This window comes from Lysobacter sp. A378 (assembly GCF_054052125.1).
In genome coordinates, this window is the sequence record NZ_JBSVRK010000002.1 from 564,719 (window position 1) to 580,890 (window position 16,172).

Consider the following 16,172-nt stretch of genomic DNA (forward strand, 5'->3'; position numbering starts at 1 on the left):
GGAGTCTTCAGGTTGTCAGAGCGCGGCAACGGCGTGCGGAACAGATGAATCCCCTGCAAGCAGTTCGAACTGTTTGCCGTGCGTATTGCTGGCGTCCAGCACCTGCAGCAGCACCGCAGCAACATCGTCGCGCGGGACACTGCCTTGGCGCCCGAGATCCTCCGACGCTTCTACCTTGCCCGTCCCTTGCTCATCGGTAAGGGAGCCCGGGCGCACGATGGTGTACCGAAGACCACTTGCCCGCAGATATTCGTCGGCTCTCTGCTTGGCATGCAGGTAATGCTGCAGACCCTCCGGGCCTTTTTCCGGTGTGTCCGCACCCATGGATGACACCATGACGAAGCGCTCTACGCCGGCCTTCTGTGCCGCGTCGATCACGGCAATCGCGCCATCGCGGTCCACCGCATCGGTCTTCTCGTGGCCGCCTTTGCCCCCGGAGCCCGCCGTGAAAATGACGGCATCGCAGCCATCCAGTGCGGTCTGGATATCGTCTTCGAGATCAGCGACCACGGTCGCATCGGCGCCAAGTTCGCGCAGCCCTGCGGCCTGCTCGGCGCTGCGGATCATGGCCTGGGCCTTATGTGGACCGGAAGCCATCTGCTTGACCAGACGACGACCAATCTGGCCGTTGGCACCTACGATGAGAACGCGCATGAGAAGTTCCTCGAGAGAGTGGAAGTAAGGGGTCCGGGATGCGCAATCTGTTCTACGGCAGTGGATGTCCAGTCGGCGTGTGCGGACACATCCAGAACCGGACGCAGCGATGGTCGCCGCCGGGTTAACCTTGAACACCACGTTGGTCGACGCGGCCCTGCGCGAGCAACTACTCGAAGGAATACCCAAAACGAAACAAAGCCAAGGGCAGGTTCTACGCGTTCTCCGGATCGCTTTCACCGCGGGGTGTCGTCGCTGAGCGCCTGCATGTAGGTCTCGTCCACTCTCAGGCGTTCGACCAGGAAGTCGACGAAAGCGCGCACTTTTGGTGACTGCACCTGTCCGCGCGGGAAGAGCGCATGGAGGTCGACGTCCATGCCGCGCCAGCCGGCTAGCGCCCGCTGCACCAGGCCTTGCTCGACGTAGGCCCTTACCATCACGTCGCTGGTCAGCGTGATGCCTTCGCCGCCCAGCAGCACGGTCCGCAGCGCGCCCGGATCGTTCGAGATCATCACCGGGTCGACCGGGAAATCGCGCGGCTTGCCGTCGCCGTCGCCCAGCGTCCAGGTGAAGGCGCTGGCGTTGCGGTGGTTGGTCTGCGCCAGTGCGCGATGGTGGATCAAGTCGTCAGGATGCAGCGGCTCGCCGAAACGCTCGATGTAGCCAGGCGTCGTGTAGACCGCGGTGCGGAACACGCAAAGCCTGCGCGCTGTCAGGTTTGAATCCGGTAGCGTGCCCACGCGCAGCGCCACGTCGATCTCGCCGGCGATGATGTCGAGGTTGTTGTTACTCAGCAGCAGTTCCACCCGCACTTCCGGATGGCGCGCATGGAATTCGCTGAGCAAAGGTGCGACCCAGATGTTGCCCACCGCGTGCGTTGCGGTAACGCGCAACCAGCCTCGCGGTCCGCTCTGCAGCTGGCCTACCGCACTTTCCGCCTCATCGAGGTCGCGCGCAATGTGTTGGCAATGCGCGAAATAGATGGTGCCCGCCTCGGTCAGTCCGAGCTTGCGGGTTGTGCGATGCAGTAGCTGGGCGCCCAGTCGCGCTTCCAGCTCCTGCACCTTGCGACTGACCGTGGTGTTGGGCAGATGCAGCGTCTTGGCGGCGGCGGTAAAGCTACCCAGCTCGACCACCTTGACGAACACCAAGGTGTCATTGAGATCGCGGCTCACGGGGCCTCCGGGCGACTTTGCCACTGGCGGGATAGTTATACCCCCAATTGCCGACTAATCATGTTCCGGCGGCGGACCTAGATTGGGAGCATCACTTACAAGGGATGCATGACATGAACAGATTGAATGGAAAGACCGCCGTGATCACCGGCGGCGCTACTGGCATTGGCCTCGCCGCTGCAAAGCGCTTGATCGAGGAGGGCGCCTTCGTCTTCCTCTTCGGCCGCCGGCAGGAAGCGCTCGACGCTGCTGTGGCCGAACTCGGACCCAATGCCCGTGCGGTACGGGGCTCGATTTCCGACCTGGCCGACCTCGACCGGCTTTACGCGGAGGTGAAGGCAGAGCGCGGAACCCTCGACATCGTCTTCGCCAATGCCGGGACGGGAGGCGTGCTTCCGCTGGGCGAGATCACCGTCGAGCAGATCGACGACACCTTCGACACCAACGTGAAAGGCACGATTTTCACGGTCCAGAAGGCACTGCCGCTGATGGGCCAGGGCGGCTCGATCATCCTGACCGGATCGAGCGCCGGCACCACGGGCGCCCCGGCATTCAGCGTCTACAGCGCGAGCAAGGCAGCGGTACGTAACCTCGCGCGGAGCTGGGCGGAGGATCTGAAGGGCACCGGCATCCGGGTCAACGTGCTGTCGCCCGGGCCGACGGCGACCGAACTGGCGAAGGCCGCGGTGGGCGAAGAGGGCTTGAAGATGTTCGCCTCGATGAATCCGCTGCAGCGCATGGCCGAACCGGCGGAGATCGCGGCGGGGGCGGCCTTTCTCGCGTCGTCGGACAGCAGCTTCATGACCGGCAGCGAGGTCGCGGTCGACGGCGGCCTGGCGCAACTCTGACACGCACGTCCTACGGCGCTCGGTAAACCAAAGGAGAATTTGTATGAGCTACGCAATTATCGGCTTCGGCGAGATCGGTCACGCGCTTTCCAAGGCGTTTGCCCGCAAGGGCATCGAAGTATCCGTTGCAACCACGCGCGACCCGGAAAGCTTTGCAGCCGATGCGGCCGCGATCGGACCCACGATCATTCCCACAACACTGGCGGAAGCCGTCAAGGCGGACGTCATCTTTTTGGCTGTCCGTTTCGAATCGCACCCGGATGTCGCGAAGGCGCTGCCCACCTGGGAGGGAAAGACCATCATCGATGTGACCAATACCTACGGCGTGTCCCCTGAAGAACTGGGAGGACAGTCTTCTTCCAAGGTCGTCGCGCAGGCCTTCACTGGTGGAAGGCTGGTCAGGGGCTTCAACCATCTGGTCGCTGGTGTCCTTGAACAAGATCCGGCCGTACATGGTGGCAAGAGAGTCGTGTTCCTGGCGAGCGACGATGACGGCGCCGCGGCGGAGATTGGTGCGCTTGCGGAAAATCTCGGTTTCTCGCCGATCCAACTTGGCGGGCTTTCTGAGGGTGGACTGCTTGTGCAGACGCGCGGAAAGAGCTGGGGTCAACTGATCTTCAAGGACCTGGTCAAGTTCGACTGAACATACGTCCGTACAACGAAAAAAGGCCGCCTGCTTAAGGTGGCCTTTTTCGCTGTAACCCTTGTGCTGTAAATCTTTCCACTGGTGGGCGGTGCAAGGTTCGAACTTGCGACCCTTGCCGTGTGAAGGCAATGCTCTACCACTGAGCTAACCGCCCCGAGAGGCCGCGCAGTATACAGCGAAAAGGCCCCTTTTTTGCAAGTGGCGCGCTGCGGTGGCAACTCCCTGCGTGGACAAGAAGTTGCCGCCGCTGGGCTTTTTCACGCGTTGATAACGCCAGGCGCCGTCAGCTTGCGTAAACCCAAGGGGATCTTGCACATGATCGACACCCTGATCGACCGACATCGCGATGCGCTGATCCTGCTGGCCCGTCTTTTGTTGATGCTGCTCTTCCTCATTTCGGGCTGGTCCAAATTGATCGATTACCAGGGAACGGCCGGGTATCTGGCGTCGATCGGCACGCCGCTACCATCGATTGCCGCAGCGGTTGCGGTGATCATGGAGTTCTTCGTCGCCCTCGCCTTGATCGTCGGCGTGTGCGTGCGTCCATTGGCGCTTCTGATGGTCTTGTTCGTGCTGGGGACGGCGCTGATTGGCCATCCCTTCTGGTCCATGGAAGGCGCCGACCGTGCCATGAACTTGACCCAGTTCTACAAGAACGTGGCGATTGTCGGCGGCTTGCTGCTACTTGCCGTCACTGGGGCGGGTCGCTACGCGTTGATGCGGCGTCAACCATAGGCACTGATTGGGAGAACGACCATGCTGGACTGGAACAAGTACCGGACGGATCTCAAGAAGCGGATCTCGGACATCGGAAAGCTGTCCCCGGACACCGTGCGTGGCTATGCGACGCTGGGCAATGCCGCTGCGCAGACCAATCACCTGGACGCAAAGACGCGTGAGTTGATAGCCCTGGCCGTGGCAGTGACTACGCGTTGCGATGGTTGCATCACGGTCCATGTCGATGCCGCGCTCAAGCACGGTGCCACACGTGAGGAGATCGCCGAGGCACTGGGAGTAGCGGTGGCGCTCAACGCCGGTGCCGCCCTGGTTTATTCCGCCCGGGTCATGGATGCCGTCGAGGCCCATCACTAGTCCGGTTGCGGGCGCAACAACCACTCAAGCCCGCGGCGCGCAGGCGATCAACCCAATCGCAACGATCGCCAGGACAATCGCGGCTCGGTTCCAGCGGCTTGTTTTCTCGCCGAACACCGCCACGCCGACCAGCGTGCCCAATACCACCACGCCAATGTTCATGGCCGCGAACACCACCGCCGGGCTGTCGGGCAGGGCTTGGTGGGCGCGGACGTAGAACACGATGTTGCCGAAGTTGAGCAGGCCCAGCAGCAGCCCGGCACCGAGGTTGGCGGCGCTGAACCGGGCGGTGCCGCGTAGGTGGCGGGCGATCTGCCAGACCAGCATCAGCACGAATGCCAGCGCGAATGCGACCTGCAGCGATGCCATCGACGAGGTGCCGGACTGGGCGATCAGTTTCAGCAGTACGTCGACCAGTGCGAAGCCGACCCATACCGTCAATAGAGGCAACCAGGCCTTAGCGCTGGACGCGGCAGTGTTGGACGGCCGCACGACAATCCCCGCCACGGCAATCAGGCCCAGTGCCAGGCCGGCCAGTTTGATGCCCCCGGCGTGTTCGCCGAACACGGTGAATGCCGCCACCAGCGACAGCAGCAGCGACAGCCGCTGGGCGACATCGGTACGCACGATGCCGGCTTGCTGCACTGCCGAGGCCAATACCAGGAACAGCGACGGCAGCAGCACGGCCAGTCCCAGCAACACCAGCCACTGGGTGCCGCCGCCGCGCAAGCCGTCCAGATCCGGCCGCAGCAGCAGAGCGCACAGCACCGCGGCGGCCAGATAGTTCCAGGTGACCATCTGCGCCACGTCCAGCCGGCCGCGGGGCGCGAGCTTCAGCACTACCGAGACCAACACGCTGCACAAGGCGCTGAGCAGGATCAGGTGCATGGATGCGGCCACGGAAGCATTGCGAACCAGCCGGGTGTCGCAGCAATAAGGGTTGGGATGTCGATGGGCATGGCTCTGGTAGCGACGCGGGCGACGCGCGAAACGATGGATTCTACCGGTCGGCCTCTGCGGTGATCTGGGACCGCCTGCGGCTGCTATTCCCGTCAACCTGCGCGACAATAGGCCGTTGGCCTTCGCTGGTTGTCTGATCCGCGGCGGTGCATCCGCCGTCAAACGGGGCCTCATACCCACAATTTCCTTATCAGGAGCTGGACATGTTCAGCCATTTGCCGCTTTACGCCGGTGACCCCATTCTTTCGCTGCAACAGGCGTATCTCGCCGAGCCGCGCGCCGACAAGGTCAATCTGGGCATCGGTGCCTACCAAGATGAGAACGGGGCGATTCCGACCCTGCGCTCGGTGGCGGCAGTGCGTCCGGCGCTGGCGGCCGAGATGGGGCCGACGCCATACCAGCCGATTGCCGGCTCCAAGACTTACCGCGATCTGGTCACCGAGTTGGTGCTGGGCGCCGACCGCTATCAGAAGGTCGGCGAGCGCACGGTGGCGATCCAGTCGCTGGGCGGCTCGGGCGCACTGCGGGTGGGTTGCGACCTGCTGAAGCGCTACTTCCCCGATTCGCAGGTGTTCATCAGTGCGCCGTCGTGGCCGAACCACCAGGCGATCTTCGAGGCCGGCGGTTTCAAGGTCGGCAGCTACCGTTATTTCGACACAACCACCAACGGGGTCGACTTCGACGGCATGCTCGCCGACCTGCAGGCAATGCCGGCACGCAGCATCGTCATCCTGCATCCGGCCTGCCACAACCCGACCGGCGCCGACCTGACCCGCGACCAGTGGGACGCGGTGATCAAGGTGATCGCCGAGCGCAATCTGCTGCCGTTCCTGGACATGGCCTACCAGGGTTTCGCCGAAGGCATCGACGAGGACGGCTACGCAGTCCACGCGATGGTCGATGCGGGGATTTCGCTGCTGTTGAGCGTGTCGTTCTCGAAGACGTTCTCGTTGTACGGCGAGCGTTGCGGCGCGCTGGTGGGCGTATCTGCCAATGCCGATGAGGCCAAGCGCGTGCTCAGCCAGATGGAGATGTCGATCCGGGCGAACTATTCCAGCCCGCCGACCTTCGGCGGCCAGATCATTGCGCGCGTGCTTGCCGATGCGGCCTTGCGCCAGGACTGGATGGACGAGGTCGGGGAAATGCGCACGCGGATGTTGCAGATGCGCCAGCGTCTGCACGCCGGCATGAAGGCGCGCGCACCGTCGTTGAACGTGGACTATCTGCTGAGCCAGCGCGGTATGTTCAGCTACACCGGCATGAGCGCGGCGCAGGTCGAGCGGCTGCGGGCCGAGCACGGCATCTTCGCGGTCAATTCCGGGCGCATCTGCGTCTCCGGGCTGCGCGATGACAACGTGGACCGCGTGGCCGAGGCGTTCGCCAAGGTCATGCACGACCCCGGGCAAGACTGATGGGGAAGCCGCGCGGCCAGGTGAAGCTGGAAGGGTTCAACCACCTCACCAAGGAGTTGAGCTTCAATATCTATGACATCTCCTATGCCATGTCGGAGACCCAGCGCCAGCGTTACATCGAGTACATCGACGAGGAATACGACTCCGACCGGTTGACCGAGATCCTGCTCAAGGTCGCCGAGATGATTGGTGCGACGGTGCTCAATGTCGCGCGTCAGGATTACGACCCGCAGGGCGCGTCGGTCACTATCCTGATGTCGGATCGTCCGGCGCTGTCCGCGCCCGAACCGGGGCAGAACACGTCCAGCGACAAGCCCAAGCGCACGGTCGCGCACCTGGACAAGAGCCACGTCACCGTCCACACCTATCCGGAGATGCATCCCGACAACGGGATCGCGACCTTCCGGGTGGACATCGACGTGGCGACCTGTGGGTTGATCTCACCGCTGGAAGTGCTGGATTACCTGATCGAGCAGTTCGATTCGGACGTGGTGATCATGGATTACCGCGTGCGCGGCTTCACCCGCAACGCCAAGGGCAAGAAGCTTTTCATCGACCACAAGATCAACTCGATCCAGGAGTCGATCTCAAAGCGACTGCTGAACAAGTACGAGTGCCGCGACGTCAACGTCTACCAGGAAAACATCTTCCACACCAAGATGCACCTGAAGAGCTTCAACCTGGACGACTATTTGTTCAGCGAGATGGCACATCTGTTGCCGTTCCGCGAGCGGATGCGCATCGAGCACCTGCTGCGCAAGGAGATCATCGAGTTGTACCAGGGCTACGCCGAACGCTGACGCAGGGGCGTAAACTGGACGCGTTTCCCCGGTTTCGGATGCGCCATGTTTGAGCTCGATGCCCTGTTGCTGTCCAGGATCCAGTTCGGCTTCACCATCTCGTTCCACATCATCTTCCCGGCAATCACGATCGGGCTGGCCAGTTATCTGGTGGTGTTGGAAGCGGCCTGGTTGCGCACCAGACGATCGGTCTATCTCGACCTTTACCACTACTGGATCAAGGTGTTCGCGGTCGCGTTCGGCATGGGCGTGGTCTCCGGCATCGTGATGGCGTACCAGTTCGGCACCAATTGGAGCGAGTTCTCCCGTTTCGCCGGCGGCGTCACCGGACCATTGCTCGCCTATGAGGTGTTGACGGCGTTCTTCCTGGAGGCCGGCTTCCTGGGGGTGATGCTGTTTGGCATGAAGCGGGTCGGCCCCGGGCTGCATTTCCTGTCCACCTTCATGGTGGCCCTCGGCACGCTGATTTCCTCCACCTGGATCATCGCCTCCAACAGCTGGATGCACACCCCGCAGGGTTACGAAATCATCGACGGTCGGGTGGTGCCGGTCGATTGGGTAGCGGTGATCTTCAATCCATCCTTCTTCTACCGGTTGCCCCACATGGTGACCGCCGCATTCCTCGCCGTGGCACTGATCGTGGCCGCCAGCGCCGCCTGGCACATGTTGCGTGGCCGTGCCGACCCGGCGATCAAGACCATGTGGTCGATGGCGATGTGGATGGTGCTGTTCACCGCTCCAATCCAGGCCGTGATCGGGGATTTCCATGGTTTGAACACGCTGGAGTACCAGCCGGCCAAGATCGCGGCGATGGAAGGGCACTGGGAGCATCCTCCGCAGGGCGAGGGCGTGCCATTGATCCTGTTCGGGATCCCGGACATGGACGAGGAGCGGACCAAGTACCAGGTGGCCATTCCCCGGTTGAGCAGCCTGATCCTGACTCATAGCCTGGATGGCGATATCCCGGCATTGAAGGACTTCCCGGCCGAGGACCGGCCCAACTCGCTGGTGGTGTTCTGGACGTTCCGGGTGATGGTGGGCCTGGGGACCTTGATGATTCTGCTGGGCTTGTACGGGGCGTGGTGCCGTTGGCGCGGAAGGTTCCACGAGTCCAGGCTGCTGCTGAAGTTCGCCCTGGCCATGGGACCGGCAGGGCTGGTTGCGATCCTCGCCGGCTGGTACACCACCGAGATCGGCCGTCAGCCGTGGATCATCCATGGAGTGATGCGGACCTCGGAGGCCGTGTCTGCACACAGTGCGACCCAGGTGGGCCTGACCCTGGCGATCTTCATCGTGGTGTATTTCGCGCTGTTCGGTGCCGGCACCGTCTATGGTTTGCGGATCATTGCCGCCGGGCCGGACCTGACCGATGACAACACGTCGCCCGATGGCGGCCCGGGCCAGTCACGCCAGCCAATGCGACCGATGTCGGCGGCGACCGACGGCGAGACGGACCACGACATGCATCGCAGCAGCATGCACCGCAACAGCACGCATCACGGGAGGATGGACTGATGGGTATCGACCTGCCGTTGGTGTGGGCTGTCGTGATTCTGTTCTCGATCATGATGTACGTGGTCATGGACGGATTCGACCTGGGCATTGGCATGTTGTTTCCGTTCATCCCGGAGACCGGGCACCGCGACGTGATGATGAATACCGTGGCGCCGGTCTGGGATGGCAACGAGACCTGGCTGGTGCTGGGCGGCGCGGGACTGCTGGCGGCGTTTCCGCTGGCCTATTCGGTGGTGCTGACCGCGTTGTACCTGCCGCTGATATTGATGCTGGTGGGGTTGATATTTCGTGGGGTCGCGTTCGAGTTCCGCTTCAAGGCGGTGCTGGGCAGGCGACGCAAGTGGGATCTCTCGTTTGCACTGGGCTCGTATGCGGCGACCTTCTTCCAGGGCGTGGTGCTGGGCGCCTTCATCAATGGGCTGGAGGTGCGCGATGGGCGCTTCGTCGGCGGCGCGCTGGACTGGATCGCACCGTTCCCGCTATTCACCGGGCTGGGCCTTGTGGCTGCCTACATGTTGCTGGGCAGCACCTGGCTGCTGATGAAGACCGACGGTGCCTTGCACGATGAGATGCGGCGGCGGACACGCCATTGGCTGTGGACGTTGTTGGTCACCATCGCCGGGGTTAGCGTCTGGACCGCGCTGGCGCATCCGCAGATCGCCGAGCGCTGGTTCAGCCTGCCCAACCTGTACTTCTTCGCGCCGGTGCCGGTACTGGTCGTGGTGGCTTCGTACTACCTGCTGCGCGAGCTGGGCCGTGACGCCCACGTTTCCCCGTTCCTGCTGACGCTGGCCCTGGTATTCCTGGGCTACAGCGGGCTGGGAGTCAGCCTGTGGCCGAACATCATCCCCCCCGACATCTCCATCTGGGAAGCGGCCGGGCCACCCCAAAGCCTCGGCTTCACCCTGGTGGGTGCGTTGCTGGTGATCCCGATCATCCTGGCGTACACGGCGCTGAGCTACTGGGTATTCCGCGGCAAGGTCCGCGCCGAGGACGGTTACCACTGATGCCGGGTGGACCCCGCCGCCGTTGGTGGTCGCGCATCGGATGGCTGGCGTTGATCTGGGTGTTGAGCGTGGCAAGCCTGACGCTGGTGGCGTTACTGTTGAAGCTGGTGATGCGCTCGGCGGGAATGACGACCTGACCGCGATCCAGCCGGGTGTCCGGCGGTCACTTCATTGGTCGGCATTGAAGGAAGCGGACCAGTGCGTCGCTGCCTGGTGGCGGCTGCAGCTGTACCCGTACGCTGTGGATGCCGTTGCGCTGGAGCGTGTCGCAAATCCGGTCGACCTGCTCATCGTTCGCATTCGACTGCAGATGGACCAGAAACGTCGATTGGGTCGCCCAGGAAGCGCGCTCGATGCCAGGCAATGTCGATACCTCCGTCGCGGCGTTCAAACGCTGCGCCGGTTCGTCCTCATCGGCTTCGGAACTCGCGGTTCCGGACGCCACGGGCTGAGGCACATCGGCCAAGTTGCCAGACGGTCGGGGAGGGCTTCCCGCCGCTGATGATGCAGCGGGCAAAACGACGTTGTCGCCCGCGTCGCTGGATTGGGTCCACAGAGCCATCGCCGCACCCGCGCCCAGCAGCAGCGCCACCAGCCACGCCAGCAGGATTGCCCGGATTGTCCGGGCGCGCGCGCGGTTGTTCAGATCCTGATGCAAGCTTGGCGGCAACAACGGTTCGATCAACGGCCACAGGGTCGCGCCGTCGATCAGCTCGATCCCCTGCGGGTGCTTGCGTGCGTTGGTCTGGATGCTGCCGAGGGTGGCTAGGATGCCGCCACTGGCCTGGCTGTCGTGTACCGCGCGGGCCAGCTGGCTGACCATGGCGTCGTCGATACGGTAATTGACTCCCTGCTTGCAGCTCAGCAGCCAGATCTGGTCGCCCCGGGTGAGCAGCAGGTCGGCATTCTGTCCACGGTCAGCGTCAGGTGCCAACCGGCTGGCATTGAACCCCTGTGCCTGCAAGGCTTCGATAACAAAGCGCGAGAACTCCCGCCAGCGCATGGCCGCCAACGCTCGCAGGCCTGCGGCAACCACCAGTCGTTGACGGTGAACCAGCCACAGCCACACCGTGGCCGCGCCGCCGGCCAGCAGTGTTGTCACCAGCGCAGCGATGGTCAATGAAACGGTCGACATTCGTGTTCTGACATTGCATTGGCGCCCCATGGCTGGCGCGTCCAGAGTGGTGAAATATACGTCAATGCCGGTCGATAAAAAGTGAGCTGCAGCTCGTCTGGCGAGCCGTGCCGAGGTTACCCGAAGCGCCGCCCCAGCACGCGGCGAATCTCGGCTTCGATGGCGTCCTTGAAGGCTCCGAGCATGAACCCCAGCTCCGCGGTGACATGGATTTGATCGGCCAGCAGCGCGATGTGTCCGTCGATTCCGGCGCGGGTGAAGTTGAGGATGTCGCCGTCCCAGTCGCATTGCACGCCAAAGCGCTCAACCAGCTTGTCGGCGAGTTCCTGCATCCCCAAACGAGCCTGGGCCGGGGCCATGGAATGGGGATGGGTGATATCAATGCTGGCCATGCGGGTCTCCTTGGACGAGCGCGTATTGTGGCCTTCGCCATGCCAGACCGATAGGCGCGGGTGCGATGTCGTGCTAGATTGCCGCCGCGTGGATGCCCTCAGACTGCAATTCCCAAACCGTGACCGTGACGACCTGGTGTTGAGCCAGGGCGTGCACGCTATCGGGCGTGGCGTGGACGGACAGCCGTGCCTGGTTGAGCATCCCGACCAGGCGGCGGTCCAGTTTTGTGTTGACCGCCGCGGCGTCTGGCTGCAACTGCGCGAGAGCGCGCAGGGCCTGCATGTCAATGGGCGCCCGGTGCGTCGCATGGCGATGCTGCGAGCTGGCGATGCGGTGCACATGGATGGTGTCGAGTTGACCCTGCTGGGGCGCCAGCCCGAGCCGCTGCCGGTTGACCCGACCACCAGCGCGTCCGCTGCGCGCCACACTGTCTTGCGTGGCGTCGGTGGCATCCACCATGGGTGTTGTTTCACGCTCGACGCGCCTTGCACGGTCGGCCGCCAAGCCGGATCCGATGTCCATATCGGGGAGCCGGGAATCGCCGAGCAGCATGCCCGGCTGGAACCTCACCGCGATGGCATCGTGTTGCGTGACCTGGGCTCCAGCGATGGCAGCGTGGTCAACGGCTATCGCGTCCGCGAAGGCTTGTTGCAACCGGGCGACCAGATTGTGTTCGGCGCCAATCATCGTTTCGTGCTGGAAGCACCGCTGTCCGCGGCACGTGCGACGGGGTCACCGGACGTCGAGGTGGAGGTTGCCGACGCCGCTGCGGCGGATCAGCCGAAGCGCTCGCCGGTGGCGTCATCGTTGCGACGCCTGCCTTGGCTATTGTTGGCTGCCGCTTTGTTGGCTGGTGCCTTGGCGTTGCTGTTGCTTTACGGAGCACGATAACCGGCTGTCGCTGACGGCACCGCCAGGTGGTTGCGCTGTTGGTGCGGTGCGGCATACTGCGCGATCACCTCAGCGGAGTGTCCGATGTCGCGCGCATACAACTTCAGTGCCGGTCCCGCCACACTGCCCGAGACGGTATTGCAACAAGCCCGCGATGAGCTGCTGGAATGGCGCGGTGCGGGTGCGTCGGTGCTGGAGTTGAGCCATCGCGGCCCAGAGTTCATGCAGGTCGCCGCCGAGGCCGAGGCCGATCTGCGCCGGTTGTTATCCATACCGGACGACTACGCGGTGTTGTTCCTGCAAGGAGGGGCGACGACCCAACAGGCGCTGATCCCGCTGAACTTCGCCGCCCCCGGACAGGCTGCCGACTACCTGGTCACCGGCCATTGGGGCGTCACCGCCATGAAGCAGGCGCAGTCCTGCGTGGACGTTCGCATCGCCGCCGATGGCGCGCCCGGGGGGTATTGCGCCGTTCCCGCCCGTGACCAGTGGCGGCTGTCCGACGACGCGGCGTATGTTCATTACACCGCCAACGAGACCATCCACGGCGTCGAGTTTCCCGGCATTCCCTCGGTGGGTGATGTGCCGTTGATCGGTGATTTCAGCTCCAGCATTGCCGCCGAACCGATTGATGTATCCCGTTTCGGCGTGATCTACGCGGGCGCGCAGAAGAACCTGGGGCCGGTGGGACTGACCGTGGTGATCATCAGGCGCGACCTGTTGGAGCACGCTGGCCAGCCCCGCGCGCCGATCCTCGACTACCGCGAGCATGCGGCGCGTGGCTCGATGCTCAACACACCGCCGACGTTCAACTGGTACCTGGCTGGTCTGGTGTTCAAGTGGATGTTGGCCGAAGGCGGCGTCGCCGAATTTTCCCGGCGCAACGCTCGCAAGGCGGCGTCACTGTACGCCGCCATTGATGGCTCGGGCGGCTTCTACCGCAACCCGGTGGAGGCGGAAGCGCGCTCACGGATGAATGTGGTGTTTTCCCTGCGCGATCCGGCGCTGGAGCCCGTTTTCCTGGAAGAAACGGCGCAAGCCGGTTTGATTGGGCTGCGCGGGCACCGGGTCGTGGGCGGTGTCCGGGCGTCGATTTACAACGCGATGCCGGAAGCCGGGGTGCAGGCGCTGGTCGAATTCATGAATGACTTCAGCAAGAGGAATGGCTGAGATGGTTGCCAAGGCCAAGACCCCGACGTTGGGCGTGTTGCGTGAGCGTATTGACGGTATCGACCGCACGATCCAGGAGTTGATTGCCGAACGCGCGCAGTATGCCAACCAGGTCGGCAAAGCCAAGGGCGACCTTGCCGCGGCGATCGATTATTACCGCCCCGAGCGCGAGGCACAGGTGCTGCGCCGGGTGGTGGATCGCAATGACGGCCCGCTCGACAACGAGGTTCTGGTACGCGTGTTCCGCGAGATCATGTCGGCCTGCCTGGCTCAGCAGGAGCCGCTCAAGATCGGTTACCTGGGCCCGGAAGGCACGCACTCGCAGCAGGCGGTGTACAAGCATTTCGGCCATTCCATCCACGGCCTGCCGCTGGGCAGTATCGAAGAGGTTTTTGGCGAGGTTGAATCGGGTGCGGCGGATTTTGGCGTGGTGCCGGTGGAAAACTCCACCCAGGGCACGATCCAGTCGACCCTGGACACCTTCCTGGGCACCGACGTGAAGATCTGTGGCGAGGTCGAGCTGCGGGTGCACCAGCACCTGTTGTCGCGCAGTGGCCGGCTTGAGGACATCGAGCGGGTTTATTCGCACCCGCAGTCGTTTGCCCAGTGCAAGGCATGGTTGCGCCAGTACCTACCGCATGCCGAGAAAATTCCGTTGGGCAGCAATGCCGAGGCCGCACGCCGCGCCCGCAATGCCGATGATGCCGCGGCCATTGCCGGTATCAGTGCCGGCACCGTCTATGGCCTGAAAGCCGTTGCCGGCCCGATCGAGGACCGGCCGGACAATACCACCCGGTTCCTGGTGCTGGGCCGGGAACTGTTCCCGGCGTCCGGTAATGACCGCACCTCGCTGCTGATCTTCATCAAGGACCAGCCCGGCGCGCTGCATCATGTACTGGCACCGTTCGCGCGGCATGGCTTGAGCATGAACCGGATTGAATCGCGGCCCGGCCATACTGCCCGTTGGCAATACGCGTTCTTCGTCGATGTCGGCGGGCATATCGAGCAGGAAGCGATGCGCAAGGCGCTGGCCGAGCTGGATGAGTTTGCCGAGCAGGTCCGGGTGCTCGGTTCCTACCCGGTGGCGATCACGTGAGCGATGCGGCACGCGAGGACTGGGTTGGCCGGCTTGGCCATCCCTTGCGTGGTAGCGTGCGGGTTCCCGGAGACAAGTCGATCTCGCACCGAGCGGTGATGTTGGGTGCACTCGCCGACGGGGAGAGCCGTATCGACGGCTTCCTGCAGGGTGAGGACACTCGTGCCACTGCCCGCATCCTGGGCCAGTTGGGGGTACGGATCGAGAACCCGGGGGAGGGCAGCTGTCTCGTCCACGGGGTCGGACTCCACGGCCTGCGTGCAAGCGCCGAGCCGCTGGACTGTGGCAACGCGGGTACCGGCATGCGCTTGCTGGCGGGGTTGTTGGCCGGACAGGCCTTCGACAGCGTGCTTGTTGGTGACGCCGCGTTGTCGCGACGGCCAATGCGTCGGGTCACCGGTCCGTTGGCCGCGATGGGCGCCCGGATCGACACCGATACCGACGGCACGCCACCGTTGCGCATTACCGGCGGTGCGGCACTGCAGGGAATCGACTACGCGTTGCCGGTGGCCAGCGCACAGGTGAAATCCGCGCTGCTGTTGGCTGGGCTGTATGCCAGCGGCCCAACGGTCGTGCGCGAGCCGCATCCCACCCGTGACTACACCGAACGCATGTTGGCGGCGTTTGGTTGGCCGGTTCAGTTCGAGCCCGGCCTGGTGCGCCTGAGCGGCGGCCACCGCCTGCAGGCGACACCCGTGGTGGTGCCCGCCGATTTTTCTTCGGCCGCGTATTTCCTGGTTGCCGCCAGCGTGGTGCCAGGTTCGGAATTGCGGCTGGAGGCTGTCGGGATGAATCCTCGTCGCACCGGCCTGTTGCAGGTGCTGCGACAGATGGGTGCCGACATCCGCGAAGAGCAGCGCAGCAATGCTGGCGAACCGGTCGCCGACCTTGTGGTCCGACACGCACCCTTGCATGGCGTCGAGGTGCCGGTGTCGCTGGTGGCCGACATGATCGACGAGTTCCCGGCGTTGTTCATCGCCGCCGCCTGTGCCCGGGGGCGCACCGTGATCCGGGGCGCGGCCGAGCTGCGGGTCAAGGAATCCGACCGGATTGCGGCGATGGCGACGGGGCTGCGGACGCTGGGGATCGCAGTCGAGGAGACGGCGGACGGCGCGATTATCGACGGCGGCAGCTTCGGTGCCGGTGTGGTCGACAGCCACTCGGATCACCGCATTGCCATGAGCTTCGCGGTTGCCGCGCAGCTGGCGAAGGGCGAAGTGGAAATCACCGATGTCGCTAACGTCGCAACGTCGTTTCCCGGTTTTGTCGAGATCGCCGGCCGCATTGGCATGGGACTGCGGCTTCGGTGCGGACGCATGGACGGGCCGCCCACCTAGCGCGGCTGAAGATCGCGTCAGATCGCGTCAGTCCGGGCGTG

Annotated in this window: 17 protein-coding genes, 1 tRNA gene and 1 pseudogene; 13 read left to right on the forward strand and 6 right to left on the reverse strand. The window is 63.9% G+C overall.

The window, feature by feature from the left end; all coding sequences use genetic code 11:
• Nucleotides 1-15: 15 nt before the first annotated feature.
• A complete protein-coding gene (locus ACW7G1_RS08545; protein ID WP_456979327.1) occupies nt 16-654 on the reverse strand; it encodes an SDR family oxidoreductase in 639 nt (212 codons plus the stop codon).
• A 260-nt stretch (nt 655-914) separates the two neighbouring features.
• Nucleotides 915-1,829, reverse strand: a pseudogene (locus ACW7G1_RS08550) (LysR substrate-binding domain-containing protein); the annotation flags it as partial.
• A 113-nt stretch (nt 1,830-1,942) separates the two neighbouring features.
• On the opposite strand from ACW7G1_RS08550, the gene ACW7G1_RS08555 reads away from it, so the two are divergent.
• Nucleotides 1,943-2,677: an SDR family NAD(P)-dependent oxidoreductase gene (locus ACW7G1_RS08555; protein WP_456979328.1), complete on the forward strand. Its 735-nt coding sequence runs from the start codon at nt 1,943-1,945 to the stop codon at nt 2,675-2,677.
• A 43-nt stretch (nt 2,678-2,720) separates the two neighbouring features.
• Complete coding sequence (locus ACW7G1_RS08560; RefSeq protein WP_456979329.1) at nt 2,721-3,320, forward strand: NADPH-dependent F420 reductase; 600 nt, start codon at nt 2,721-2,723, stop codon at nt 3,318-3,320.
• 82 nt (nt 3,321-3,402) lie between these two features.
• Here ACW7G1_RS08560 and ACW7G1_RS08565 read toward each other — a convergent pair.
• A tRNA-Val gene (locus tag ACW7G1_RS08565) sits at nt 3,403-3,477 on the reverse strand.
• Between the two features lie 161 nt (nt 3,478-3,638).
• Between ACW7G1_RS08565 and ACW7G1_RS08570 the strand changes: the two genes are divergently transcribed.
• Nucleotides 3,639-4,058, forward strand: coding sequence for a DoxX family protein (locus ACW7G1_RS08570; protein WP_456979330.1), 420 nt, complete (start codon nt 3,639-3,641; stop codon nt 4,056-4,058).
• Between the two features lie 21 nt (nt 4,059-4,079).
• Nucleotides 4,080-4,415 carry a carboxymuconolactone decarboxylase family protein gene (locus tag ACW7G1_RS08575; RefSeq protein ID WP_456979331.1) on the forward strand — a complete coding sequence of 112 codons (336 nt, stop codon included), beginning with the start codon at nt 4,080-4,082 and terminating at the stop codon, nt 4,413-4,415.
• A 24-nt stretch (nt 4,416-4,439) separates the two neighbouring features.
• Here the strand turns inward: ACW7G1_RS08575 and ACW7G1_RS08580 are convergent, their stop codons facing one another.
• Entirely contained in the window at nt 4,440-5,303 is an 864-nt protein-coding gene (locus ACW7G1_RS08580; RefSeq protein ID WP_456979876.1) for an EamA family transporter, read from the reverse strand.
• Nucleotides 5,304-5,578: 275 nt separating this feature from the next.
• Between ACW7G1_RS08580 and ACW7G1_RS08585 the strand changes: the two genes are divergently transcribed.
• From ACW7G1_RS08585 to ACW7G1_RS08605, 5 genes are read left to right on the forward strand one after another with little or no spacing between them, the layout of a single operon-like run.
• Nucleotides 5,579-6,787: an amino acid aminotransferase gene (locus ACW7G1_RS08585; RefSeq protein WP_456979332.1), complete on the forward strand. Its 1,209-nt coding sequence runs from the start codon at nt 5,579-5,581 to the stop codon at nt 6,785-6,787.
• Nucleotides 6,787-7,587: an adenosylmethionine decarboxylase gene (gene speD, locus ACW7G1_RS08590; RefSeq protein ID WP_456979333.1), complete on the forward strand. Its 801-nt coding sequence runs from the start codon at nt 6,787-6,789 to the stop codon at nt 7,585-7,587. The genes ACW7G1_RS08585 and speD overlap by 1 nt, the downstream gene beginning before the upstream one ends.
• 45 nt (nt 7,588-7,632) lie before the next feature.
• Nucleotides 7,633-9,102 carry a cytochrome ubiquinol oxidase subunit I gene (locus tag ACW7G1_RS08595; protein ID WP_456979334.1) on the forward strand — a complete coding sequence of 490 codons (1,470 nt, stop codon included), beginning with the start codon at nt 7,633-7,635 and terminating at the stop codon, nt 9,100-9,102.
• On the forward strand, nt 9,102-10,109 hold the full coding sequence (gene cydB, locus ACW7G1_RS08600; RefSeq protein WP_456979335.1) for a cytochrome d ubiquinol oxidase subunit II: 1,008 nt from the start codon (nt 9,102-9,104) through the stop codon (nt 10,107-10,109). Before ACW7G1_RS08595 ends, cydB begins: the two co-directional genes overlap by 1 nt.
• On the forward strand, nt 10,109-10,246 hold the full coding sequence (locus ACW7G1_RS08605) for a DUF2474 family protein (RefSeq protein ID WP_456979336.1): 138 nt from the start codon (nt 10,109-10,111) through the stop codon (nt 10,244-10,246). Before cydB ends, ACW7G1_RS08605 begins: the two co-directional genes overlap by 1 nt.
• A gap of 26 nt (nt 10,247-10,272) precedes the next feature.
• Here the strand turns inward: ACW7G1_RS08605 and ACW7G1_RS08610 are convergent, their stop codons facing one another.
• A complete protein-coding gene (locus ACW7G1_RS08610; RefSeq protein ID WP_456979337.1) occupies nt 10,273-11,244 on the reverse strand; it encodes a restriction endonuclease in 972 nt (323 codons plus the stop codon).
• A 116-nt stretch (nt 11,245-11,360) separates the two neighbouring features.
• A complete protein-coding gene (locus ACW7G1_RS08615; RefSeq protein WP_456979338.1) occupies nt 11,361-11,636 on the reverse strand; it encodes a polyhydroxyalkanoic acid system family protein in 276 nt (91 codons plus the stop codon).
• Between the two features lie 88 nt (nt 11,637-11,724).
• Here ACW7G1_RS08615 and ACW7G1_RS08620 point away from each other — a divergent pair, with 88 nt between their 5' ends.
• The 4 genes from ACW7G1_RS08620 to aroA all read left to right on the forward strand — a co-directional run bounded on the left by ACW7G1_RS08620 (nt 11,725) and on the right by aroA (nt 16,131).
• The gene (locus ACW7G1_RS08620) at nt 11,725-12,528 is read left to right on the forward strand and encodes an FHA domain-containing protein (protein ID WP_456979339.1); all 804 of its coding nucleotides are present in this window, start codon (nt 11,725-11,727) and stop codon (nt 12,526-12,528) included.
• A gap of 84 nt (nt 12,529-12,612) precedes the next feature.
• The gene (serC, locus tag ACW7G1_RS08625; protein ID WP_456979340.1) at nt 12,613-13,698 is read left to right on the forward strand and encodes a 3-phosphoserine/phosphohydroxythreonine transaminase; all 1,086 of its coding nucleotides are present in this window, start codon (nt 12,613-12,615) and stop codon (nt 13,696-13,698) included.
• Entirely contained in the window at nt 13,691-14,794 is a 1,104-nt protein-coding gene (gene pheA, locus ACW7G1_RS08630) for a prephenate dehydratase (RefSeq protein WP_456979341.1), read from the forward strand. The genes serC and pheA overlap by 8 nt, the downstream gene beginning before the upstream one ends.
• Nucleotides 14,791-16,131, forward strand: a complete 1,341-nt coding sequence (aroA, locus tag ACW7G1_RS08635; protein WP_456979342.1) for a 3-phosphoshikimate 1-carboxyvinyltransferase — start codon at nt 14,791-14,793, stop codon at nt 16,129-16,131. The genes pheA and aroA overlap by 4 nt, the downstream gene beginning before the upstream one ends.
• Nucleotides 16,132-16,172: the final 41 nt, after the last annotated feature.

Coding starts and splice junctions, on each gene's coding strand:
- ACW7G1_RS08545 (WP_456979327.1), bottom strand. CDS start 654: ATGCGCGTTCTCATCGTAGGTGCCAACGGCCAGATTGGTCGTCGTCTG.
- ACW7G1_RS08555 (WP_456979328.1), top strand. CDS start 1,943: ATGAACAGATTGAATGGAAAGACCGCCGTGATCACCGGCGGCGCTACT.
- ACW7G1_RS08560 (WP_456979329.1), top strand. CDS start 2,721: ATGAGCTACGCAATTATCGGCTTCGGCGAGATCGGTCACGCGCTTTCC.
- ACW7G1_RS08570 (WP_456979330.1), top strand. CDS start 3,639: ATGATCGACACCCTGATCGACCGACATCGCGATGCGCTGATCCTGCTG.
- ACW7G1_RS08575 (WP_456979331.1), top strand. CDS start 4,080: ATGCTGGACTGGAACAAGTACCGGACGGATCTCAAGAAGCGGATCTCG.
- ACW7G1_RS08580 (WP_456979876.1), bottom strand. CDS start 5,303: ATGCACCTGATCCTGCTCAGCGCCTTGTGCAGCGTGTTGGTCTCGGTA.
- ACW7G1_RS08585 (WP_456979332.1), top strand. CDS start 5,579: ATGTTCAGCCATTTGCCGCTTTACGCCGGTGACCCCATTCTTTCGCTG.
- speD (WP_456979333.1), top strand. CDS start 6,787: ATGGGGAAGCCGCGCGGCCAGGTGAAGCTGGAAGGGTTCAACCACCTC.
- ACW7G1_RS08595 (WP_456979334.1), top strand. CDS start 7,633: ATGTTTGAGCTCGATGCCCTGTTGCTGTCCAGGATCCAGTTCGGCTTC.
- cydB (WP_456979335.1), top strand. CDS start 9,102: ATGGGTATCGACCTGCCGTTGGTGTGGGCTGTCGTGATTCTGTTCTCG.
- ACW7G1_RS08605 (WP_456979336.1), top strand. CDS start 10,109: ATGCCGGGTGGACCCCGCCGCCGTTGGTGGTCGCGCATCGGATGGCTG.
- ACW7G1_RS08610 (WP_456979337.1), bottom strand. CDS start 11,244: ATGTCGACCGTTTCATTGACCATCGCTGCGCTGGTGACAACACTGCTG.
- ACW7G1_RS08615 (WP_456979338.1), bottom strand. CDS start 11,636: ATGGCCAGCATTGATATCACCCATCCCCATTCCATGGCCCCGGCCCAG.
- serC (WP_456979340.1), top strand. CDS start 12,613: ATGTCGCGCGCATACAACTTCAGTGCCGGTCCCGCCACACTGCCCGAG.
- pheA (WP_456979341.1), top strand. CDS start 13,691: ATGGCTGAGATGGTTGCCAAGGCCAAGACCCCGACGTTGGGCGTGTTG.